The following is a 20,026-nucleotide window of genomic DNA, read 5'->3' on the forward strand; positions in this document are numbered from 1 at the left end:
CGCAATCGTTAAAATGCAATTATTTCTCAAAACTGGATGTTCAAGCCTTTCTGCCAGAGTGCGCTTCATGGTTTCGCATGAAGTGGAGCGACAATGACCGGTTACAATGAGCTCAAGGGAGCAGGGCAAATCCTCGTGGTCGAGGACGACCCGGTGCAGCGCCGTCTGCTCAAGAACGCAATCGAGCGTCACGGCCATGTCGTGCACCAGGCAGAAAACGGCCGCATCGGCCTGGAAATGGTCAAACGCGACAGCGGCCTTTTCAATGTCATCGTGCTCGACCTGATGATGCCCGAGATGACCGGCCTCGAATTTCTCGACGCGCTTCACGAATTCGGCACGCAGATCCCGGTTATCGTGCAGACGGGCCAGGGCGGTATCGAGACCGTGGTGCAGGCGATGCGCGCCGGCGCCTTCGATTTCGTCGTCAAGCCGGTCTCACCCGAACGGATCGCCACCTCGATCGCGAATGCGATGAAGCTGGACCAGCGCGAGGTGAAGGCGCGGGCGGGACGCCGGTCGCGCTCGGGCTCGGTCGGCTTCGACGATATCGTTTCGGCCAGCCCGGCGATGATCCGCGTCATCGATCTCGCCCAGCGGGCGGCTCAGTCCAACATTCCCGTCGTGCTCGAAGGCGAATCCGGCGTCGGCAAGGAGCTGGTGGCGCGCGCTATCCAGTCCGGCGGCGACCGCTCGAACAAGCCGTTCGTCACCGTCAATTGCGGGGCGATCCCGCATAATCTTGTCGAGAGCATTCTCTTCGGTCACGAGAAGGGCGCGTTTACCGGCGCGACCGAACGTCACATCGGCAAATTCATGGAAGCCGATGGCGGCACCATCTTCCTCGACGAGATCGGCGACTTGCCGCTCGAGGTGCAGGTGAAACTCCTGCGCGCCGTGCAGCAGGGCGAAATCGAGACGGTCGGCGCGCGCACCGCGCACAAGGTCAATGTCCGGCTGATCTCGGCGACCAACAAGGATTTGATCGAAGAGGTCAAGAACGGCCATTTCCGCGAGGACCTCTATTATCGCCTCAACGTCTTCCCGATCACCATTCCGGCGCTACGCAAGCGCAAGGAAGACATCCCGCACCTGGTGCGCGTCTTTACCGACCGCTTCTCCAGCGAGCAGAAGAACGGCCGCCGCATGACTGTCAATTCAGGCGCGCTGGCACTGCTGACCGCCTATGATTGGCCAGGCAATATTCGCCAGCTCGAAAATGCGATCTTCCGTGCGGTCGTTCTCGCCGAAGGGCCGGAGCTGACGGAGGCGGATTTCCCGCAGATCGCCGCCCAGCTTCCGGAATATGAAGTGGTGGACCACCTGGCGCTCGTTGCCGACAATACCGGCCTCGACCCGGATGAAGCCTACGGCGAGGAATACCGGGCGCCGATGCCGGGTGAGGTGCACCACCGCCTGCCGGAGACTTCCGAAAACGCCATTGCCAGCGTCAATCCCTCCGGAGACGTGCGCAAACTCGCCGACGTCGAGGAGGAACTCATCCGATTCGCACTCAAATTCTATCGTGGGCAGATGAGTCAAGTAGCGCGCAAACTTGGCATCGGCCGGTCCACACTTTATCGCAAGCTCAAAGATTACGGCATAGATCCCGATAATCCCCAGAAAGATGCGGCTTAAGCCCCATTTATTAAGACTCGGGCAACCACGATTTGTTACTGATCATAAACCACTTGTTAGTGGCTCGTTCACTATGTAAAGAAAAGGTTGATCATGTGTGGCATTTTTGCCATCGTGTGACCGCATTTGACAGTCATCTGAGACAGTACGGGACATTGTCTGTCTGACGGGGATCGAGTTGCCGAATCTGAATGGGAATTCCAAGCCTTCGCGCTTGAGCTGGCGTTCTTTGTGCGCCGACATCTGCGGAAAGGCAGTGAGGACGGCGGCGGCCGCCCTTCTTGCGCTTGCGGTTTCCTCACCGGTATTCGTCAGTACACCTTCTCAGGCAGCGGGCGAAACCCGCAGCCTCAAGCTCTATTTCATCCATACCGGCGAAAAAGCCGTCATTACCTACAAGCGTAACGGCAAGTTCGACCCGAAGGGTCTGGAGCAGCTGAACCGCTTCCTGCGCGACTGGCGCAAGAACCAGCCGACGAAGATGGATCCGCGCCTGTTCGACCTGATCTGGGAAGTCTACCGCCAGAGCGGTTCGCGGGACTACATCAACGTCGTCTGCGGTTTCCGTTCGCCGGCGACCAACGAGATGCTGCGCGGTCGCTCGCGCAATTCCGGCGTCGCCGAAAAGAGCCAGCACATGCTCGGCAAGGCGATGGACTTCTTCATTCCCGACGTCAAGCTTGCGGCGCTGCGGGCCATCGGCATGAAGATGCAGATCGGCGGCGTCGGCTTCTATCCGAAATCCGGTTCACCCTTCGTGCATATGGATGTCGGCGGGGTTCGCGCCTGGCCGCGCATGAGCCGCGACGAGCTTGTCCGGCTTTTCCCGAACGGCAACACCATTCACATTCCGGCCGACGGCAAGCCGCTGCCCGGCTATCAGCAGGCGATGGCCGATTACAAGCGCCGCGTCAACGGCACGCAGATCGAGATCGCCAGTGCGTCCGAATCGGCGCCGAAACACAAGACGCTGTTTGCAGCGCTGTTTGGCGGCGGGGCGGATGAACAGGAAGATGACACAGACGATTCGGCTCCCGTTGCTGTCGCCAAGGCGACGCCGCCGAAGGTCGAGCCTGCTCCTGCCGAGCCGCAGCAGACGGAGGTCGCAGCCCTGAACGCGCCGGTGCCGCAGGTTCGCCCGGCCTTCAGCAACCAGCCGGCCGGCAGCGAAATGGCCAGCGCGCTGGTGGCGCCGTCTTCGGGTAACGCCGCGCAGCAGGCCCTTGCCGCGGCGCTTCCTGCCGATCAGGCCCAGCCGCAGCAATTCGCCGATCTCAGCGCCTACAGCATTCCCGTTCCCTCGCTTCTCGGTCAGCGCCGCGCGCCTGGTGACGCCGAGGTCGCGTCGGTCGATCCGAACATGCAGAACGGACTGCCGGTTCCCACTCCGGTCGAGCGCCCTGCCGTTGCCGAAAATCTGCTTGCTGCGGCGGATGCTGATCCGGAAGCGGAGGCAGACGAAGCCGATCAGGATGGCGGCCTGTCTCCTGCCATCGCCGACGCGCTCGAGCAGCAGAATAAGGATACGGAAAGCCAAGTCGCCTCGCATGAGCCCGGCATGAGCGTGGAGCAGGCAATCGCCGCCGCGATGCCGCAAAAGGCGCCCGCCGAAAAGCCGTCATTGCAGCTCGCTGCCTTGGCGCCGGCGACCAAATCGGCAAGCTTCGGTGATGCTTTCGACGCGCCGGCTGCCGAGAGCCCCGCGCCGCAGCCCCTCCCGGTCAAAGGCGGCCGTCCGACGCAGAAAGAAGCCGCCGCAGCCGATGCCAGCCGCGCGACGGTGCGTACCGAGCCGAAGCTGACGCAGAAGATGATCTCGCAGTGGGCGCTGACCAATGCCCGTCTCGAAATGGCGTCCAAGCAGGTCAAGGCGCCGCGCTTCGTCAGCCAGACGATGCGCGCCCAGCCGACCGCTGTCTATGCCGAGGGCTTCAACGTCAAGACCGCCTCGGTCGATCCGGCCCGTTTCAGCGGCACGGCCGTCAACTTCATGGAAGTGCGCAAGTTCAACACGAACTGAGCCTGCCGATCTCGTCAGACCGAAAAACCGGCAGAGTGATCCGGCGGTTTTTCTTCTGACTGTTCGAACGTTTGAACAGTTGGTCGGCAGCAGGATCCGGCGCAAAAGAAAAGCCGCCGGAGGCGGCGGCTTTCGATAGCAGCGATGTCGGCGAAATCAGCCTTCCGGCGGCGCTTCGATCATGCCGAGCGCATGCAGATAGGTGTCGAGGATTGCTTCCTCCTCCATGCGCTCCTGCTCGTCCTTTTTGCGCAGCGCCACGACCTTCTTCAGAATCTTGGTATCGAAGCCCATTCCCTTGGCCTCGCCATAGACGTCCTTGATGTCGTCGGCGATGGTCTTCTTTTCTTCTTCCAGCCGTTCAATGCGCTCGATGAAAGCGCGAAGCTGATCGCGGGCGACGCCATGAGCATCAGACATCGTGTTCTCCTGATTTTTCGGTGATCAATTTTGGATGCACGTGACTGCCGCGAAGCGGCGTCACGGTCAAGCCCGTTAAAGGCCAAGCGGACTATTTGTGTGGCTTGTTCAGCTCAAATGCCGCCTTTTGCACAGGTGAGGCCTCCTTCTGGTGGAGGTTCTTCCAGTCCTCATAGGGCATGCCGTAGATCATCTCGCGCGATTCGTCCCGGCTGATCGGAACACCTTGGGCCCCGGCGGCCTCGCGATACCAGTTCGACAGGCAGTTGCGGCAGAAGCCGGCCAGGTTCATCAGATCGATGTTCTGGACGTCGCTGCGGTCACGAAGATGTGCGATCAGACGGCGGAAGGCGGCGGCTTCGAATTCGGTCTGTTGTTCCTTGCTGAGCGCGGTCATCTCGCTCTCCTTTCATTCCATGGGCCCTCAATAGGGGCCGGTGCGCGACTGGTGGACGTCGTATTCGTGCAGGGCCGGATCGGCATTCATCGCCGCAAAAATCGGCGCCAGGCGCTCGGCCCATGCCGATATGCCGGCTTCATCAGCGATCAAATCCTGACGCACTTCGAGCAGGGCATGCGGAATGCCTGTCACCATGCAATGGCGGTACATGGTATCGCCCTTCAAAGCGCCGTCATAGGGTTCGTTGTCGCCGACGACGAGATCGGGATCGGCGCGAAGCATATCGAGCAGCGGGCCGACGGCGCGCCGGTCACTGTCCCAGAGAACGGCGGCGTGCCAGGGTCGGGGAATGCTCTTCCACGCTGGCGTGAAAGAGTGCAGCGACAGTACCAGCGGTGCCTTGCCGGTGCTATTCGCCACGGTGTCGATCGTGCCTGCCACGGCATCGTGGTAGGGCCGATGAAAGGCTTCGATCCGGTAATTCCATTCCTGCGGCGTGATTGGGTGATTGCCTGATATCACGGCGCCGTCCGAGATCTTCATGATCAGCGTCGGGTCGTCCTCCCCGCGGTTCGGGTCGATCAGCAGGCGCGAGAAACCGCCGAGCACTGCCGGTACGCCGAGCTTCGCTGAAAGCTGTCGCGTCAGGCCCTCGATGCCGATGTCGTAGGCAATGTGGCGGGCAAAGGCCGACCCAGGCAGGCCGAGCCTCTCATACCGGGCGGGAAGACGGTTCATCGCGTGATCGGCGATGATCACCATGCCTTTATCACGTTTTCCGGGTAGAATTTCGAAGGATTGAAAGTCGTCCATGAAGGAATTGCCGTTGATCATTGCGCAGTCGTGCCCAGTGATTGCATGCGCCCGCGACCGGTTCAAGCGTGACAGGCGGCGAGAGCGGATATGAACCTCCGCAGCCAGCTATGAAAGGGAATATAATCGATTAGCATTGCGTTGACTTTCGGATGAGGGCGGCGCAAGAAGACACGGATACGAATAACCGTGGAGCTATTTGGGAGCCGTGTTGATTCAAGCCGCGCCAAGTTTCCTCACGCGGTCCGGACCGTTGGTCCGACTCGCCCTGTTTGCTCTTGCAGCCGCCATGCCGTTCTTCATCGCAGATGCCGCACGCGCCGATTTTCGCGTCTGCAACGGAACGCAAAATCTGGTCGGGGTGGCAATCGGATACAGGGCCAAGGACGGCTGGATCACGGAGGGTTGGTGGCAGGTGCCGGCAACGACCTGCGCCACGCTGATCGAGGGAGAATTGCAGTCGCGCTATTATTACCTCTACGCAGAGGACGCCGCCCGGGGAGGACGGTGGACGGGGGACGTGCAGATGTGCGTGGCGGAAAACGAATTCAAGATTTCGGGCGTGCAAGATTGTTATGCCCGGGGTTACCAGAAGATGGGATTCAAGGAATATGACACGGGCCGCCAGGGCAGCTGGATGGTTCAACTCTCCGACACCCCAGGGACGCAAGAAAGTCAGAATTGATGAAGCGTAATCGCAAAGTTAAAATCCTCGCCACCCTCGGGCCCGCCTCCGCCGAGGAATCGATGATCGAGAAGCTGCACCAGGCCGGTGCCGACGTCTTCCGCATCAATATGAGCCATGCGAGCCACGACCTGATGCGAACGCTCATCCAGCGCATCCGCTCGGTCGAGGCGCGCTCTGGCCGGCCGATCGGCATTCTCGCCGATCTGCAGGGACCGAAGCTGCGCGTCGGCAAGTTTACCGACAGCAAGGTCGACCTGAAACCCGGCCAGACCTTCACGCTCGACAACAATGAAGCGCTTGGCGACGCCACGCGCGTCTACCTGCCGCATCCCGAGATCCTGGAATCGGTGCAGCCTGGCCACCGTCTGCTGATAGACGACGGCAAGCTCGCCCTGCGCGCAGAAAAATGCGACGGCAAGAGCATCGTCACGACGGTGATCTCCGGCACGCGCATTTCCGACCGCAAGGGAGTCAGCCTTCCCGACACGCTGCTTGGCGTCGGTGCGCTGACCGACAAGGACCGTTCCGATCTCGATGCCGTGCTCGCCACCGACGATGTCGACTGGGTGGCGCTTTCCTTCGTCCAGCGCCCGGACGATCTTGCCGAGGTGCGCAAGATCGCCCGCGGCCGCGTTGGTCTGATGTCGAAGATCGAAAAACCGCAGGCTCTCGAGCGGATCGAAGAGATCATCGAGCTTTCCGATGCCTTGATGGTCGCCCGCGGCGATCTCGGCGTCGAAATGCCGCTCGAATCGGTTCCCGGCATTCAGAAGCAGCTGATCCGCGCCTGCCGCCGGTCGGGCAAGCCGGTGGTCGTCGCCACGCAGATGCTGGAATCGATGATCTCGGCGCCGGTTCCGACGCGCGCCGAAGTTTCCGACGTCGCGACCGCCGTCTTCGAAGGCGCCGATGCCGTCATGCTCTCGGCCGAATCGGCCTCGGGCGACTATCCCGTCGAGGCCGTCTCGACCATGGCGTCAATTGCCGGCGCCATCGAGCGCGAGCCGCATTATCCCGGCATCATCTATGCCCAGCGCGCCCAGCCGGAAGCGACCGGCGCCGATGCGATCTCGCTTGCCGCCCGCCAGATCGCCGAGACGCTGAAGCTGTCGGCGATCGTCTGCTACACCTCCTCCGGCACGACGGGCCTGCGCGCCTCGCGCGAGCGCCCGCAGGTGCCGATCCTGGCATTGTCGCCGATCATCAAGACGGCGCGCCGGCTTGCCGTCGTCTGGGGCCTGCATTGCGTCGTCACCCATGATGCGACCGATCTCGACGACATGGTCAACCGCGCCTGCCGCATCGTCGCCGACGAAGGGTTCGGCAAGCCAGGCGATCGCATCATCATCTCGGCCGGCGTGCCGCTCGGCACGCCCGGCGCCACCAACATGCTGCGCATTGCCTATATCGGATCGGACGGCCAAAGCGGCATCTGATCCGATCGCATCCCTGATGAAGCCCGCTGCCTGACGAGGCGGCGGGCTTTTTTGTTGCTGGGTCCGGCATTGCCAAGGGTTGCGGCGCGTGCAAGTCTCGGTCCAGGTTTGGAGGGATCACAATGGATGTCGTCACGCTTATCGCTTTTGCAGCCGTTTCCTTCGTCGGCATCGCGACACCGGGGCCAACGGTGCTGCTGGCGCTGACCAACGGTTCAAGGCATGGCCTGCGCCGCGCGGTCGCCGGCATGATCGGCGCGGTGCTTTCCGATTTCGTGCTGATCGGCGCCGTGGCGGTCGGGCTCGGGGCGCTGCTTGCGGCATCGGAATTCTGGTTCTCGATGCTGAAATGGGCGGGTGCGGCCTATCTCGCCTTTCTCGGCATCATGCTGCTGCGCTCGAAAGGCACCATCGATGCGGCGTTGAAATCTGGCGAGGCGCCAGGCGGGCGATCGGCCTTTTCGATCGGCCTGAAGAGCTTCATGGTCGCGGCGACCAATCCGAAAGGCTACCTGTTCTTCTCGGCCTTCCTGCCGCAGTTCATCGATCCCACCCAGCCACAGCCGGGGCAGTATGCGCTTCTGGCGCTCATTTTTGCCGCGATCGATTTTATTATCATGTTCGGCTACGCCTTCTTCGGCTCGCAGGCGGTACGCTTTCTGAAGACCTCTGGCGCCTTATGGCTGGAGCGGGCATGCGGCGGAGCGCTGCTCGCCCTTGCCGGGTCGCTTGCCTTCTATCGCCGGGCAACAACTTGATCTCAGCGAGGCAGGGACAGGTGGCCGACACGAAAGGCTTGCGTGTGCCCACCGATCTCGGGCATCTCTTTCCATAGCCTGAAGCGCACGCGCGTCCAGGTCGTCGGTTCGAAGCCGGAGACGGAGGCGAGCGCGCCTGCTTCCAGATCGGCTACGGCTTCTGCGCTTTCGGCCCGGCGGGTATCGGCGAGCGGCGAGTAGGGTTCCGTCTGCATGATATCGCGGGTGGCAAAGGCCGCTGCTGCGATATCGGGAGAGACGGCCGCCTGCCAGACAATCCATGTCCTCACCTGAGGCCAGCCGAAGGCGCCGGTGAGCGCTTCGAAGCCCGGCCCGCAGAGGAACTCGTTTGCTCCCTCGGGCTTCTGCCAGAGATAGAAGGGTGCGTAGAGGTTGTCGCGGCCGCCGAATTCGTTCCTGCGTGCGCTGAGATAGGCCTTGAAGCCGAGATTGGGGAAGCCGTCGAGTAATGGTCCCTTTTCGCGGATGCGGCGGTCGATGATCGACATGTCGTAGTCGGCCGGCAGGGTGAAGCTGTATTGCATGCCGATCATGGCCGTGCGTCCACCGGATCCAGCCATTCGACGAAGCTGCCATTGTCCGCCGGCTGGATGCTGATATAGCTGAACGGGCTGTCATCGGCAGCGCCATGCCAGTGGCGTTCGCCGGGCGCAAACCAGACCGCATCCCCGGCACGCAATTCTTCGACCGGGCCGCCCTCGTTCTGAGCCAGGCCTTGTCCCGAAAGGACATAGAGCAACTGCCCCCTGGGATGGGTGTGCCAGCGGGTGATAGTGCCGGGATCGAGGGTTGCGCGCATCGCAGTGTTTTCACCGTCGGCGCCTTCGAGCAGCATCTCGACCCAGAAGGGCGCGGTTGCCACGCCTTCGGGCGAGCGGACCACCTTGCCGGGACGGCTGACGGTCATCGTTTTCGGGTTCGAAGCGCTCATTGCCGGCCTCCTGCTACCCGCAGTCGCCAGTCCGGATCGGTCATCTGGGCGATGCCGTTGCCGAAGGACCAGTCATCAGGCGCGCTGGTGCTGATGACGATCATGATGTCCTCGGGCCGAAGGCCGGGCGACACTGCCAGGAGATCCGCGAGCCGCCGGTAGAGTGCGGCCTTCATCTCGGCCGTGCGGGGTCTGCCGATGGTGATCGAGATGTAGACGAAATCGCCGGAGCGCGGACCTGCGAGATAGCTGCGATCGAAGATCAGCTCGTTCTCGTCATGCTGGTGGATGGCCTGGAAGCGGTCGTTTTCGGGCACGTCGAAAGTCTCGACTAGCGCGCGCTGAATATTGTCCGCGAGCGCCGCGAGATAGTCTGGCGACTTGCCTTTGCGAAGGGAAATTCGAACGAAGGGCATTGGGGTTCTCCATGGTTCTGGCCGGTTCCCCGGCCTTGACAATGAAACCATCTCACAGCACGATGATGCTGAAAATCAGAATTTTATGGATTAATGATCCCAAAAACCAGGACTATATGATGCGACGGACGATCTTTGATCTCGATGTGCTTCGGACCTTTTCGACCGGCATGGAGCTCGGCAATTTCGCCAAAGCGGCAGAAAAGCTCGGGCGTTCGACGTCAGCGATCAGTGCGCAGTTGAAGAAGCTGGAGGAACAGGCGGGCACGCCGATCTTCCGCAAGGCGGGCCGCGGACTGGCGCTGACCGATGCCGGCGAAACGATGCTCGGTTACGCCAGACGGCTGCTGGAGCTCAACGATGAGGCGGCGGCGGCCGTGCACAGCGTCGAGCTGGAAGGCTGGGTGCGGCTCGGCCTGCAGGAGGATTTCGGCGAGACCCTGTTGCCCGAGGTGCTCGGCCGTTTCGCTCGCGCCCATCCAAAGGTACGCATTGAGGCTCGAGTGGTGCGCAATGCCGAACTGCTCGATCGGGTCACCTCAGGCAAGCTCGACCTGGCGCTGGCCTGGAGCGATGGGACGTTGACGGCACATTGTGAGGCGATCGGCGAGGTGCCGATGTGTTGGATCGGGCCTGCAGAAGGGCAGCCAGTCTGGCATGCTGCGAGTGGCGAGCCAATGCCGCTTGCCTCGCTGGAGGCGCCGTGCCTGTTGCGCTATGCGGCGACCCGGGCGCTTGACGAGGCTGGCATTTCCTGGCGGCTCGCCTTTGTCAGCCCCAGTCTCGGCGGCCTCTGGGCCGCGACGGCGGCGGGCCTCGGTTTTACCATTCGTACCCCGGTCGGCTTACCGGCAAAGGTCCGGACGCTTCAGCCGGAGGCCGTCGGCCTGCCTGGTTTGCCGAAGCTCGGGCTGGTCCTGCATCGGGCCGAGGCCGAACTGCAACCGGCCGCGGCCCGGCTTGCCGAGCTCGTGCAACAGTCGGTGCGGGGCGCCCTGCCAGCGAGTGATGGCCTGATATCTCATTGACCCCGTCGGAAAGGCGCTTCATGGCGCAGCCCGGCCTTGCACGTTCTGAGCCTCTTCGGCTCGAACAGCAGGACGGCGTCTATTCGCCGGTCGATCCCGCGATCCGCCGGGCGCTTCACCTGTCGTAGCGAGAAGGGGCACCCGGTGGTCGCCGACTGGGTACTCACATCTGCCGTTCCAACTGGGCGTTGCGGCGGATCGCCTGCGGCGGCTGACCGAAGGCGCGCAAAAAGGCGCGGCGCATGCGTTCGCGATCGGCAAAGCCAGTTTCGTCGGCAACCACGTCGATCGGATGGCGGCTTTGCTCCATCATCAGCCTGGCGGCTTCGAGCCTCAAGTTCTCGACGGCCTTGGCCGGCGACTGGCCCGTTTCGGCGCGGAAGGCGCGGCTGAACTGGCGGGGGCTGAGATGAGCGGCTTCCGCCAGTTCTTCCACCGAAAGCTGAGATTTCAGATTGCTGCGGGCAAAGTCCAGCGCCTTCCGAATGCGGTCCGATTTCGGCTCGAGTTCCAGCAGCGCGGAAAATTGCGACTGACCGCCGGCGCGGCGGTGATAGACGACGAGCATTCGCGCAATGGCGCGGGCGACTTCGATGCCGTGGTCCTTCTCAACCATCGCCAGTGCAAGGTCGATCCCGGCGGTCATGCCGGCGGATGTCCAGACCGAACCGTCGATGATGAAGATGCGATCCTCTTCCACCCTGATCTTCGGATAACGCGCCTTCATCTCGCGGGCGAGGCACCAATGCGTCGTCGCGCGGCGACCGTCGAGAATACCGGCTTCGGCGAGGAAGAAGGCGCCGGTGCAGATCGAAGCGACGCGGCGGGAGGCACCTAGTGCGGCGCGAATGAAGGCGCTTTCGCCAGGCTTCGGCAAGATGAGGTCAGGTGCACCGACGACGACCAGCGTGTCGAAGACCGGATCGCCGAAAGGCTCGGTCTCGACCGACATACCGAGCGAGGTGCGCAATGTTCCGCCCGCTTCGGAGATGTAGGTGATGTCATAAGCCTTCCGGCCGAGTTCGAGATTGGTGAACTCGAAGACCGAGACAGCGGCCAGGCTCATGATCTGAAAGCCGGGATAGAGCAGGAAAGCGACATGCTGCATGGCTGAACCTCCTGTGTCCTAAAAGGTGGTGTATATGACATTCAGGACTTTGGCAATTCGACGTATCGTTCTCTTCAAGCGCGGGGCAAGGGCCAGTGCAACAAAGGAGACGGAGCATGTCACAGGAACATAAGGGTACGGCGCTCGTTACCGGCGCATCCTCGGGCATCGGCGCGATTTATGCGCATCGGCTGGCGCAGCAGGGTTACGATCTGATCATCGTCGCCCGCAATGGGGAGCGGCTGAAGGCGCTGGCAAGCCGGCTGACGACCGAGACCGGCAGGACTGTGGAGACCCTCGTCGCCGATCTGGGCAGCAAGGTGGACTTAGCGCGCGTCGAGGGCGTGCTGAAGCAAGACCGGAGCATCACCCTTCTCGTCAACAATGCCGGCTTTGGGGGAACGGCGCCGCTGCTTTCTGCCGATGTAAACAAAATGCAGGAAATGATCGAACTCAATGTGACAGCGCTGATGCGGCTAACCTATGCCGCCGTTCCCGGTTTCGTCTCGCGCGGCGGCGGCACGATCATTAACATCGCTTCGATCGTCGCAATCGCGCCGGAACTGTTGAACGGCGTCTATGGCGGCACGAAAGCCTTCGTGCTTGCCTTCAGCCAGTCGCTGAAACATGAGCTGGCGGAGAAGAACATCCGTATCCAGGCCGTGCTGCCCGGCGCCACCGCGACTGAATTCTGGGGCATCGCCGGCACGCACGTCGAGCACCTGCCCAATGAGATCGTGATGTCGGCGGAAGATATGGTCGATGCCTCGCTCGCGGGCCTCAAGCAAGGGGAATTCGCAACCATTCCCGCGCTTGAGGACGCCGGCTTGCTGGCCGCCTACGAACAGGCGCGCCAGGCATTGATGCCGAACCTTTCGCGTACGGCGCCGGCCCAACGTTACAGGGCGGCTTGATCAAGCCGCCGGTCTGTCTCAGCCGAAGCGTTCCAACGCCATAGCGAAGATGTCGGTATCGACATTGCCGCCGGAGGTGACGGCGACGACTGTATCGCTTTCCAGCGCCTCACCATGGAAAAGAGCGGCAGCCAGCGCCACGGCGCCGCCCGGCTCAACGACGATCTTCAATCTGACGAAGGCGAGCGCCATGGCGCGGAGCGCCTCCTCGTCGGTGACGACGATGCCAGCGCCGGCGAGGCGCTTCAAGATCGGGAAGGTGATCTTGCCCGGCTCCGGTGTGACGATCGCATCGCAGATCGAACCCGACATCGCGGCATTGCGTTCGATCCTGCCGGAGGCGAGCGATCGGGTGGTGTCGTCGAAATTCTCCGGCTCGCAGGGACGGACGCGAAAGCCGGGGGCGCTGGCCTCGAGGGCGAGCGCGATGCCTGACGTCAGTCCGCCGCCGCCGCAGGGAACGAGCACCTCGGCTTCCGTCACACCTTCTTCTTCCGCCTGTTCGGAGATTTCGAGGCCAGTCGTGCCCTGGCCGGCGATGACAAGCGGTTCGTCGAAAGGCTTGATCAGCGTCAGGCCGCGATCGGCGGAGAGCCGCGCGCCGATTTCATCGCGATCCTCGTTGGCGCGGTCGTAGAGCACGACTTCGGCGCCGAAGGCGCGGGTGTTGGCGATCTTCAGCTTCGGCGCATCGCTCGGCATGATGATGACGGCGGGCACGCCGTGCAGCTTGGCGGCAAGGGCGACGCCCTGCGCATGGTTGCCCGAGGAGAAGGCGATGACGCCGCGCGTGCGTACGGCCGGGTCAAGGCCGGAAACCGCAGACCAGCCGCCGCGAAACTTGAAGGAACCCGAATGCTGCAGGCATTCCGCCTTCACGAACAGCCGCCGGCCGGCGATCTCGTTCAGGAAGGGGGAGGAGAGAAGCGGCGTGCGGCGCGCGCGACCGCGCAGTCGAGCGCGGGCGGCAACAATCATTTCAATGCTGACCATTCGGGAATCGTCCTGCTTGCGGGAGTCGCTCATGCATAAGACGGGGCAAACGGTTTGTGAACGGTGACTTTGTCACCGTGACATGAATGACCATTGCGCCTATGCCCGGCGGCTCGCCGACCGTCAATAGCCGCCTGCTGAGCCTTCCGTCGCGCGGGCGTCCATGGCGCCGTTGTAACGAGCGCCACTGCCTTTTTCGATGGCGGCAAGGCTTTTGCCGCCGACGAGGATACCAGCGGCCTGGCCCCAGAGCGGGGCGTCGTTGCCGCCGTCGAAGCTATAGCCCATCGCCGCAAGCGTCCTTTCCGTATCGGGCGAAAGCGCATAGGGCTCGAAATAGACCTTGTCGGGCTGCCATTGGTGATGAACCCGCGGCGCGTTGACCGCCTGGCTGATATCCATGCCGAAGTCGATGACATTCAAAATCGTTTCCAGCGTGATGGTGATGATGCGCGAGCCGCCGGGGCTGCCGATCACCATGAAGGGCTTACCGTCGCGGGTGACGATCGTCGGGCTCATCGAGGAGAGAGGCGTCTTCTTCGGAGCAATGGCATTGGCTTCGCCCTGAACGAGGCCATAAAGGTTCGGCACACCCGGCTTGGAGGTGAAATCGTCCATTTCGTTGTTGAGCAGAACGCCGGTGCCGGGCGCGACGACCGCCGCGCCGAAGGAGCCGTTCAGCGTATAGGTGACGGCAACCGCATTACCCTCGTCGTCAATGATCGAATAATGGGTCGTCTCGTTGCTTTCCTTGCCGCCGAGGGGTTTCAGGTTGGCCGAAGTCCCGGCCCTGTAGGGATCGATCTTTGCTGCGATCTCCTTGGCGTAGCTCTTGTCGAGCATTTTCTCGACCGGGTTCTCGACGAAATCGGGATCGCCGAGCGCCGCGTTGCGGTCGACATAGGCGTAGCGCATCGCCTCGACCATCACGTGCACGGTTTCAGCCGAGGCGTAGCCGAGATAGGAGAGCGGATAACCTTCGAGGACGTTGAGGATCTCGCAGATGATGACGCCGCCGGAGGAAGGTGGCGGTGAGGAGATGATGTCGTATCCGCGGTAATTGCACTCGATTGGCTTCAGTTCGCGCACGGTGTATTGCTCGAAATCCTCCTTGGCAAGGATACCGCCCTTGGCCTGGCTCGCTTTGACGATCGCCTCGGCGGGGGCGGCCTTGTAGAAGGCGTCGGGTCCTTTTTCCGAGATGGCTGCCAGAACCGCGGCGAGGTCGGGCTGCGCAAGCTTTTCGCCGGACGCATAGGGCTTGCCGTCCTGTTTCAGGAAAATCTTCGCCGCCGTCTCGTCCTTGGCAAGGCGCTTGGCGCCGCCGGCGAGAATCGCGGCATCGCCCTGTTCCAGCGTGTAGCCTTCCTTGGCGAAGCGGAGCGCCGGCGCGATCAGATCCTGGCGTGAGCGGGTGCCGTATTTCTCCCGCGCCGTCTCGAAGCCCTTGACCGAACCGGGAACGCCGACGGCGAGGTAGCCGTCAAGGCTGGCGCGCGGCACGATATCGCCCTTGCTATCGAGATACATGGTCTTTGTCGCGGCGAGTGGCGCGCGCTCGCGGAAATCGAGGAAGGTCTTGCTGCCGTCTTTCAGGCGAATGGTCATGAAGCCGCCGCCGCCGAGATTGCCGGCCGAGGGATAGACGACCGCCAGTGCATAACCGACGGCGACCGCCGCATCGACGGCGTTGCCGCCGCTCTTCAGCACCTCGACGCCGACATCGGTCGCCAGATGCTGGGCGGTGACGACCATCCCGTGTTCGGCTTCAACCGGTGCGGGCGACGCCGCGAAAGCCGTCGTCAGAGTTAGCGACAAGGCCGATATGACGGAGATCGTCCCGATATGCAGGCGGCCCATGATTTCCCCTCCTATGGACAACAACGGAAAGACATATGGGGCTGCTGCGGTCCGCGGCAATGCGAGGAGCAGGCTTTGTGCGAGGAAGCCGGCCGAATGTCCGACAGGGACACCGCCGGAGAGATCAAACGCCGTGGAGAGCGCCCGGCATCCGCGACGGCTGGATTTGGATCGCTTGATCGCGGAGAGAGGCGGCGAGCCGCTCTTCGGCACGGCGGGCGGCCGCCTGGAGGTCGCGGGGCTCGCCGGCGATCTTTTCCATGGCGGCGATAGCGACGTCGGTGGCCAGATAATCCGGCTTATGGCCGACGCCGCCGACCGTAACGAGTTCGGAACCTGGTATATCGCGGGCGAGGCCGCGCGAATGCAGGTGTTCCCAGACGATCTTGTCGCGGTCGCCCGTGATGATAACGGTAGGCGCGGTGATCTGCGAGTAGAGCGGCGACTGCTCCTTCACATAGGCGAGCAGTCTTTTGAAATCGGCGGCATTGTTGTGGAAGGTGCGCGGGCGCAGCACCAGCGACGGGCCGGTTTTTTCGATGTAGTCGGCAGGGCGTGGATTGGGACGGAAAACGTTCAATGTGCCGCGCTCCAGCCGGCTCAGTCCAAGCGGAACGACGATGGCGTGGTTGAAGAGCCAACCGATGACCGGCACGGTCGCCACGTGGTAATACCAGTCGATGCCGCCGGGCCACGGATGGGTGGCGGGTGCGAGGAAGAGCAGACCAGCGGTCTTATCCGGATGGCGCAGTCCGAAGGCGGCGGTGATCGCGCCTCCGAAGGAATGGCCAACAATGATCGCCTTCTCGATGCCGCGCTTTTCCATCAGTCGAGCGATTGCATCGGCCTGGCCCGAGGGTACGGCGTTCTCAGGGCCGCCGCGCTCGGAATAGCCGTGACCGGGACGATCGACGAACAGCATTTCCGCCCGGCCTTCGAGCGGGGCGCGAAAGGCGACGAACTGATCGAGCAGATTGCCGCTAGCGCCGTGAATGAAGACGAGCGCCGGCAGATCCGCATTTTGGGGACGTTCGACATGGACGGCGTTCATGCGGTAGCCGCCGACATCCGTCAATTCACCGATATTCGGATAGGTCCGTTCGAATTGCCGCGCCTTATAAGAAGAGTAACCGATGGCGGCGGCGAGCGGGGCAAGAAGGGCGGAAACTTCGGCAAGCATGATCTTAACGGCGACAGTCGATGGATTTTGCGAGGGGCGGCGGTCGCGTCAAATTGCCCTCGACAGGTTCTAAAATTGCGCGCTCCGGCCGAAGGTCAAGCTTGATCGGCCGGCTTCAGGTGCGATTGCCGGCGAGTTTTTCCGCAAGCATGTTGACCTGCTCCTGCGCAGTGCGATCGGCGGGATAGATATCGAGGAACCGTTCCCAGGCCTTCAGGGTCAATTGATCGTTGCCGGAATTGCTGAGGATCGCGGCCATGCCGGAGAGCGCGCCGAAATGGCGCGGCTCGATATCCAGCACATGCTCGATGTCGGACATCGACTTGCGGTAATTGCCCATGACGAAATTCAGCGTGGCGCGGCGATTCCAGCTCTCGGCATAATCGGGCTTGAGGGCAATCGCCTCGTCGAGGAAATCGAGAGCGGCGGGATTGCGCTTTTCCTCAATCGCCTTGTCGGCCCATTGCATCAGTAGGTTCACGGTCGCGCTGCCGGAATCATTCCATTCCAGACGAATTTCGTTGGCAATGCTGCTGGCCTTGTCAGGATCACGCTCGCGCTTCAGCTGGCTGAAGAGCTGGTCGAGACGCTGCTTCGGCGAACTATTGGCATCCCTCCGCTCGACAATGACGTTGTTTTCCGCCGCGGTGGCCGGGAACGGGGAGGTGGAGAGGATGAAGGCGAGCGGCAGCACCGCTGACGTCAAAGCAAAAAAGCGCATGGCGGACATATTAGCCCGCCAGCGCCGAAGATCAAACAAATTAGACGTGATCACCGCAGCGACCCACCGGATGTCCGTCGGCGCAATCTGCGCGGCGCACAATCCGGATTCGCGCAATCAGCCCTGACGAGCCTTGTAGCGCGGGTTCAGCTTGTTGATGATGTAGATGCGGCCCTTGCGACGAACCAGACGGTTGTCACGGTGACGAGCCTTGAGCGACTTGAGCGAATTCTTGATCTTCATTTTTCTGATCCGCGATCTCTATGGGGGAATTCACATTCGCCCGTAACTTTAACAATCAAAAGCGCGCCGTCGGGGCGCGCTCTTTAGGTGGGGGTGCAGATACCTCGTCACCTCCAGCGTGTCAACCACGTGACGGTGTTTTTCCCAAGCCGCAGGACCGTTTCTCACCGCGAAACCGGCAATTTCGGCGCCAATGTCGTGACATGACCCATCTTGCGGCCGGGGCGCCACTCGCTCTTGCCATAGAGGTGAACCAGCGTGTCGGGACGTTGCAGCCAGTCGCGGACGGCAAGGATATCGTCACCGACCAAATTCTGCATGACGCAGTCGGAGTGGCGCTCGCCATTGCCGAGCGGCAGGCCGGCGACAGCGCGGATATGTTGCTCGAACTGGCTGACGACGCAGGCGGCTTCCGTCCAATGACCGGAATTGTGGACGCGCGGCGCCATCTCGTTGGCGATCAGGCCGCCATCGGCAAGCACGAAGAATTCGATGCCGATCACGCCGACATAGTTCAACGCGGCGAGAATCTTTTCGGCCGATCGACGAGCGGCCTCCGCTGTCGTCGCCGAGATTGCGGCCGGAACGGTCGAGGTATGGAGGATGCCGTTGCGGTGGACATTCTCGGCGGGATCGAAGCAGACGACCGTCCCATCCGCGGCACGCGCGGCGATGATCGAGACCTCGCGCTCGAAGGCGACGAAGCTTTCGAGGATGAGCGGCACGGCCCCGAGCGCGGCATAGGCACCGTCAGGATTGTCGGCGGGCGAGCGGAAAACCTTCTGCCCCTTGCCGTCATAACCGAGGCGGCGGGTCTTCAGCACGCCCTGGCCGTCGAAATCTTTCAGCGCGGTTTCGAGATCTGCCTGGCTGTCGACCGCATGAAAGCGAGCGGTTGAGATGCCGCAGCCGTTGAGGAAGCGTTTTTCGACGAGCCGATCCTGGGCGGCCTCAAGCGCCTTGGCAGGCGGATAGACGGCGATGCTTGCCGAGAGCGCTTCGGCGGCTGCGACGGGCACGTTTTCGAATTCGTAGGTGACGACGTCGCAGGCGTCTGCCAGTTCGGCCAGTGCCGCCGGATCGTCATAGGCGGCAACGATCTGCCGGTTCGCCAGTTGGGCGGCGGGGCAGTCGAGCTGCGGCTCGAGGATGACAGTGCGGAAATTCAATCTGGCGGCGGCGATGGCCAGCATGCGGCCGAGCTGGCCGCCGCCGACTATGCCGATTGTTCCTATGGTCATTGGTTGTCCATTGGATATTCGGCGACGGCAGCACTCTGGCGCTCGCGCCATTCGTCGAGCCTGTCGGCAATCTCTTCGTCGGAAAGGGCCAGCACGGCGGCGGCGAGAAGAGCGGCGTTGACCGCACCCGCCTTGCCTATGGCGAGGGTCCCAACCGGAATGCCGGCCGGCATCTGCACGATGGAAAGAAGGCTGTCCTGGCCGGACATGGTCTTCGACTGGACCGGCACGCCGAAGACCGGCAACGGCGTCATCGATGCGGTCATGCCCGGCAGATGCGCCGCACCGCCAGCACCGGCGATGATGACCTTGAAGCCTTCCGCACGGGCGCCCTTGGCGAAATTCATCATACGCTCGGGCGTACGGTGCGCTGAGATGATGCGCGCATCATAAGCGATTTCCAGCGCTTCCAGCGTGTCGGCCGCGTTCTTCATGGTCTCCCAATCGGATTGGCTGCCCATGATGATGGCGACGAGTGGTCTATCTGTCATCCTGCGGCGGTTCCTTTCAGGCAATGATGTCGGGAACGATCTGGTCTTCCAGCTTGGAGAGCTTGTCCTTGATGACGAGCTTCTTCTTCTTCATGCGCTGGATTCGCAGAGCGTCGCATCCGGTCTCGATCATGGCGTTGATCGCAGCGTCGAAATCCTCGTGCTCCTGGCGCAGACGCGCCACCATGAGCCTGATTTCCGCCTGTTCCTGATCGGCCATATGCATTCCCCGTTATCGTCCACGGACCTTGTCCGATCTGCCGATGATTTCCGCAAGCTCCTATCACCAAATACGGGTAACGGCTAGTTAGTCGTGATCATGAATTTGCCATCGCATCTTCATCTTTTGGCCTTCGACAAGCCTTCAAAAATATGTCACAGTCCGCCCGTTGACACCTTAGATCCCCGACGACGATGGTCGGGGAGGGTAAGAGGAAGGAAGGGTCAAATGACAGTTGAAGCTCATCTTGAATCACTCCAGAAAAAGCATGTTGCTCTCGAGGAGGAGTTGCATGCACTCAGAACAGCTCCTTCTATCTCCGATACAGAAATTGCCGAATGCAAGCGCCGCAAGCTGCGCATCAAGGACGAGATTCAGCGTCTCAAGTCATCCGTCCATTAATCTTCCCAAGGGTCGCCGGGCGATCATCTTGCGCAAGAGGTAAATCCATCCATTCCGCCTAAAATTTGCAAGAACCGGTGATCA

At 62.1% G+C, this 20,026-nt stretch carries 23 protein-coding genes and 1 pseudogene; 9 read left to right on the plus strand and 15 right to left on the minus strand.

Going from position 1 to position 20,026, the window contains the following annotated elements; genetic code table 11:
* Positions 1-93 precede the first annotated feature (93 nt).
* Positions 94-1,638 carry a sigma-54 dependent transcriptional regulator gene (locus tag HJC00_RS07020; RefSeq protein ID WP_221122979.1) on the plus strand — a complete coding sequence of 515 codons (1,545 nt, stop codon included), beginning with the start codon at positions 94-96 and terminating at the stop codon, positions 1,636-1,638.
* A gap of 178 nt (positions 1,639-1,816) precedes the next feature.
* Positions 1,817-3,658, plus strand: coding sequence for a DUF882 domain-containing protein (locus HJC00_RS07025; RefSeq protein WP_221122980.1), 1,842 nt, complete (start codon positions 1,817-1,819; stop codon positions 3,656-3,658).
* 156 nt (positions 3,659-3,814) lie between these two features.
* Here the strand turns inward: HJC00_RS07025 and HJC00_RS07030 are convergent, their stop codons facing one another.
* The 3 genes from HJC00_RS07030 to HJC00_RS07040 form a co-directional block, all read right to left on the minus strand.
* Positions 3,815-4,078: a DUF2312 domain-containing protein gene (locus HJC00_RS07030; RefSeq protein ID WP_008533181.1), complete on the minus strand. Its 264-nt coding sequence runs from the start codon at positions 4,076-4,078 to the stop codon at positions 3,815-3,817.
* A 91-nt stretch (positions 4,079-4,169) separates the two neighbouring features.
* The gene (locus HJC00_RS07035; protein WP_210629875.1) at positions 4,170-4,475 is read right to left on the minus strand and encodes a DUF1244 domain-containing protein; all 306 of its coding nucleotides are present in this window, start codon (positions 4,473-4,475) and stop codon (positions 4,170-4,172) included.
* A gap of 27 nt (positions 4,476-4,502) precedes the next feature.
* Positions 4,503-5,291, minus strand: a complete 789-nt coding sequence (locus HJC00_RS07040) for an N-formylglutamate amidohydrolase (protein ID WP_221154694.1) — start codon at positions 5,289-5,291, stop codon at positions 4,503-4,505.
* A 199-nt stretch (positions 5,292-5,490) separates the two neighbouring features.
* Between HJC00_RS07040 and HJC00_RS07045 the strand changes: the two genes are divergently transcribed.
* From HJC00_RS07045 to HJC00_RS07055, 3 genes are all read left to right on the plus strand, one after another.
* Positions 5,491-5,976, plus strand: a complete 486-nt coding sequence (locus HJC00_RS07045) for a DUF1036 domain-containing protein (RefSeq protein WP_011426762.1) — start codon at positions 5,491-5,493, stop codon at positions 5,974-5,976.
* A complete protein-coding gene (gene pyk, locus HJC00_RS07050; RefSeq protein WP_210629876.1) occupies positions 5,976-7,415 on the plus strand; it encodes a pyruvate kinase in 1,440 nt (479 codons plus the stop codon). Before HJC00_RS07045 ends, pyk begins: the two co-directional genes overlap by 1 nt.
* A 122-nt stretch (positions 7,416-7,537) precedes the next feature.
* Positions 7,538-8,173: a LysE family translocator gene (locus tag HJC00_RS07055; RefSeq protein ID WP_210629877.1), complete on the plus strand. Its 636-nt coding sequence runs from the start codon at positions 7,538-7,540 to the stop codon at positions 8,171-8,173.
* Positions 8,174-8,175: 2 nt separating this feature from the next.
* Here the strand turns inward: HJC00_RS07055 and HJC00_RS07060 are convergent, their stop codons facing one another.
* Genes HJC00_RS07060 through HJC00_RS07070 form a run of 3 tightly spaced genes read right to left on the minus strand, consistent with a single transcriptional unit; the run spans position 8,176 to position 9,541 of the window.
* On the minus strand, positions 8,176-8,727 hold the full coding sequence (locus tag HJC00_RS07060) for a DUF4865 family protein (RefSeq protein ID WP_210629878.1): 552 nt from the start codon (positions 8,725-8,727) through the stop codon (positions 8,176-8,178).
* Positions 8,724-9,125 (minus strand): cupin domain-containing protein, encoded by a 402-nt coding sequence (locus tag HJC00_RS07065; RefSeq protein WP_207243468.1) that lies wholly within the window; start codon positions 9,123-9,125, stop codon positions 8,724-8,726. The genes HJC00_RS07060 and HJC00_RS07065 overlap by 4 nt, the downstream gene beginning before the upstream one ends.
* Positions 9,122-9,541, minus strand: coding sequence for a tautomerase family protein (locus tag HJC00_RS07070; RefSeq protein ID WP_207243467.1), 420 nt, complete (start codon positions 9,539-9,541; stop codon positions 9,122-9,124). Before HJC00_RS07070 ends, HJC00_RS07065 begins: the two co-directional genes overlap by 4 nt.
* 119 nt (positions 9,542-9,660) lie before the next feature.
* Between HJC00_RS07070 and HJC00_RS07075 the strand changes: the two genes are divergently transcribed.
* Together HJC00_RS07075 and HJC00_RS32355 are read left to right on the plus strand one after the other, a co-directional pair.
* Positions 9,661-10,569: a LysR substrate-binding domain-containing protein gene (locus HJC00_RS07075; RefSeq protein WP_221154570.1), complete on the plus strand. Its 909-nt coding sequence runs from the start codon at positions 9,661-9,663 to the stop codon at positions 10,567-10,569.
* Positions 10,570-10,577: 8 nt separating this feature from the next.
* Positions 10,578-10,697 (plus strand): annotated as a pseudogene (locus HJC00_RS32355) (phytanoyl-CoA dioxygenase); the annotation flags it as partial.
* A 35-nt stretch (positions 10,698-10,732) separates the two neighbouring features.
* On the opposite strand, the gene HJC00_RS07080 reads toward HJC00_RS32355, so the two are convergent.
* Complete coding sequence (locus tag HJC00_RS07080) at positions 10,733-11,677, minus strand: GlxA family transcriptional regulator (protein WP_221163807.1); 945 nt, start codon at positions 11,675-11,677, stop codon at positions 10,733-10,735.
* A 116-nt stretch (positions 11,678-11,793) separates the two neighbouring features.
* Here HJC00_RS07080 and HJC00_RS07085 point away from each other — a divergent pair, with 116 nt between their 5' ends.
* The gene (locus HJC00_RS07085; RefSeq protein WP_221122984.1) at positions 11,794-12,591 is read left to right on the plus strand and encodes an SDR family oxidoreductase; all 798 of its coding nucleotides are present in this window, start codon (positions 11,794-11,796) and stop codon (positions 12,589-12,591) included.
* A gap of 18 nt (positions 12,592-12,609) precedes the next feature.
* On the opposite strand, the gene HJC00_RS07090 is transcribed toward HJC00_RS07085, so the two are convergent.
* The 8 genes from HJC00_RS07090 to HJC00_RS07125 all read right to left on the minus strand — a co-directional run bounded on the left by HJC00_RS07090 (position 12,610) and on the right by HJC00_RS07125 (position 19,540).
* The gene (locus tag HJC00_RS07090; protein WP_221122985.1) at positions 12,610-13,584 is read right to left on the minus strand and encodes a threonine/serine dehydratase; all 975 of its coding nucleotides are present in this window, start codon (positions 13,582-13,584) and stop codon (positions 12,610-12,612) included.
* Between the two features lie 123 nt (positions 13,585-13,707).
* Positions 13,708-15,444, minus strand: coding sequence for a gamma-glutamyltransferase (gene ggt, locus HJC00_RS07095; RefSeq protein WP_221154574.1), 1,737 nt, complete (start codon positions 15,442-15,444; stop codon positions 13,708-13,710).
* A gap of 124 nt (positions 15,445-15,568) precedes the next feature.
* On the minus strand, positions 15,569-16,624 hold the full coding sequence (locus HJC00_RS07100) for an alpha/beta fold hydrolase (protein ID WP_221154576.1): 1,056 nt from the start codon (positions 16,622-16,624) through the stop codon (positions 15,569-15,571).
* 115 nt (positions 16,625-16,739) lie between these two features.
* Positions 16,740-17,354, minus strand: a complete 615-nt coding sequence (locus HJC00_RS07105; RefSeq protein ID WP_221122988.1) for a hypothetical protein — start codon at positions 17,352-17,354, stop codon at positions 16,740-16,742.
* A 108-nt stretch (positions 17,355-17,462) separates the two neighbouring features.
* Complete coding sequence (gene ykgO / locus HJC00_RS07110; protein ID WP_003582204.1) at positions 17,463-17,588, minus strand: type B 50S ribosomal protein L36; 126 nt, start codon at positions 17,586-17,588, stop codon at positions 17,463-17,465.
* A gap of 164 nt (positions 17,589-17,752) precedes the next feature.
* Positions 17,753-18,829: a 5-(carboxyamino)imidazole ribonucleotide synthase gene (locus tag HJC00_RS07115; RefSeq protein ID WP_210629884.1), complete on the minus strand. Its 1,077-nt coding sequence runs from the start codon at positions 18,827-18,829 to the stop codon at positions 17,753-17,755.
* Entirely contained in the window at positions 18,826-19,320 is a 495-nt protein-coding gene (gene purE, locus HJC00_RS07120) for a 5-(carboxyamino)imidazole ribonucleotide mutase (RefSeq protein WP_210629885.1), read from the minus strand. The genes HJC00_RS07115 and purE overlap by 4 nt, the downstream gene beginning before the upstream one ends.
* A 16-nt stretch (positions 19,321-19,336) precedes the next feature.
* Positions 19,337-19,540, minus strand: coding sequence for a YdcH family protein (locus HJC00_RS07125; RefSeq protein WP_010028538.1), 204 nt, complete (start codon positions 19,538-19,540; stop codon positions 19,337-19,339).
* 228 nt (positions 19,541-19,768) lie between these two features.
* Between HJC00_RS07125 and HJC00_RS07130 the strand changes: the two genes are divergently transcribed.
* A complete protein-coding gene (locus HJC00_RS07130; RefSeq protein WP_008533139.1) occupies positions 19,769-19,942 on the plus strand; it encodes a YdcH family protein in 174 nt (57 codons plus the stop codon).
* The last annotated feature ends 84 nt before the right edge of the window (positions 19,943-20,026 follow it).

Source organism: Rhizobium sp. NLR22b, assembly GCF_019685295.1.
Lineage (GTDB): Bacteria > Pseudomonadota > Alphaproteobacteria > Rhizobiales > Rhizobiaceae > Rhizobium.

What these genes read in the sequence shown, in the direction of transcription:
- HJC00_RS07020 (WP_221122979.1), top strand. Translation starts at nt 94, where the DNA reads ATGACCGGTTACAATGAGCTCAAGGGAGCAGGGCAAATCCTCGTGGTC.
- HJC00_RS07030 (WP_008533181.1), bottom strand. Translation starts at nt 4,078, where the DNA reads ATGTCTGATGCTCATGGCGTCGCCCGCGATCAGCTTCGCGCTTTCATC.
- HJC00_RS07035 (WP_210629875.1), bottom strand. Translation starts at nt 4,475, where the DNA reads ATGACCGCGCTCAGCAAGGAACAACAGACCGAATTCGAAGCCGCCGCC.
- HJC00_RS07040 (WP_221154694.1), bottom strand. Translation starts at nt 5,291, where the DNA reads ATGGACGACTTTCAATCCTTCGAAATTCTACCCGGAAAACGTGATAAA.
- pyk (WP_210629876.1), top strand. Translation starts at nt 5,976, where the DNA reads ATGAAGCGTAATCGCAAAGTTAAAATCCTCGCCACCCTCGGGCCCGCC.
- HJC00_RS07055 (WP_210629877.1), top strand. Translation starts at nt 7,538, where the DNA reads ATGGATGTCGTCACGCTTATCGCTTTTGCAGCCGTTTCCTTCGTCGGC.
- HJC00_RS07060 (WP_210629878.1), bottom strand. Translation starts at nt 8,727, where the DNA reads ATGATCGGCATGCAATACAGCTTCACCCTGCCGGCCGACTACGACATG.
- HJC00_RS07065 (WP_207243468.1), bottom strand. Translation starts at nt 9,125, where the DNA reads ATGAGCGCTTCGAACCCGAAAACGATGACCGTCAGCCGTCCCGGCAAG.
- HJC00_RS07070 (WP_207243467.1), bottom strand. Translation starts at nt 9,541, where the DNA reads ATGCCCTTCGTTCGAATTTCCCTTCGCAAAGGCAAGTCGCCAGACTAT.
- HJC00_RS07075 (WP_221154570.1), top strand. Translation starts at nt 9,661, where the DNA reads ATGCGACGGACGATCTTTGATCTCGATGTGCTTCGGACCTTTTCGACC.
- HJC00_RS07080 (WP_221163807.1), bottom strand. Translation starts at nt 11,677, where the DNA reads ATGCAGCATGTCGCTTTCCTGCTCTATCCCGGCTTTCAGATCATGAGC.
- HJC00_RS07085 (WP_221122984.1), top strand. Translation starts at nt 11,794, where the DNA reads ATGTCACAGGAACATAAGGGTACGGCGCTCGTTACCGGCGCATCCTCG.
- HJC00_RS07090 (WP_221122985.1), bottom strand. Translation starts at nt 13,584, where the DNA reads ATGGTCAGCATTGAAATGATTGTTGCCGCCCGCGCTCGACTGCGCGGT.
- ggt (WP_221154574.1), bottom strand. Translation starts at nt 15,444, where the DNA reads ATGGGCCGCCTGCATATCGGGACGATCTCCGTCATATCGGCCTTGTCG.
- HJC00_RS07100 (WP_221154576.1), bottom strand. Translation starts at nt 16,624, where the DNA reads ATGCTTGCCGAAGTTTCCGCCCTTCTTGCCCCGCTCGCCGCCGCCATC.
- HJC00_RS07105 (WP_221122988.1), bottom strand. Translation starts at nt 17,354, where the DNA reads ATGTCCGCCATGCGCTTTTTTGCTTTGACGTCAGCGGTGCTGCCGCTC.
- ykgO (WP_003582204.1), bottom strand. Translation starts at nt 17,588, where the DNA reads ATGAAGATCAAGAATTCGCTCAAGTCGCTCAAGGCTCGTCACCGTGAC.
- HJC00_RS07115 (WP_210629884.1), bottom strand. Translation starts at nt 18,829, where the DNA reads ATGACCATAGGAACAATCGGCATAGTCGGCGGCGGCCAGCTCGGCCGC.
- purE (WP_210629885.1), bottom strand. Translation starts at nt 19,320, where the DNA reads ATGACAGATAGACCACTCGTCGCCATCATCATGGGCAGCCAATCCGAT.
- HJC00_RS07125 (WP_010028538.1), bottom strand. Translation starts at nt 19,540, where the DNA reads ATGGCCGATCAGGAACAGGCGGAAATCAGGCTCATGGTGGCGCGTCTG.
- HJC00_RS07130 (WP_008533139.1), top strand. Translation starts at nt 19,769, where the DNA reads ATGACAGTTGAAGCTCATCTTGAATCACTCCAGAAAAAGCATGTTGCT.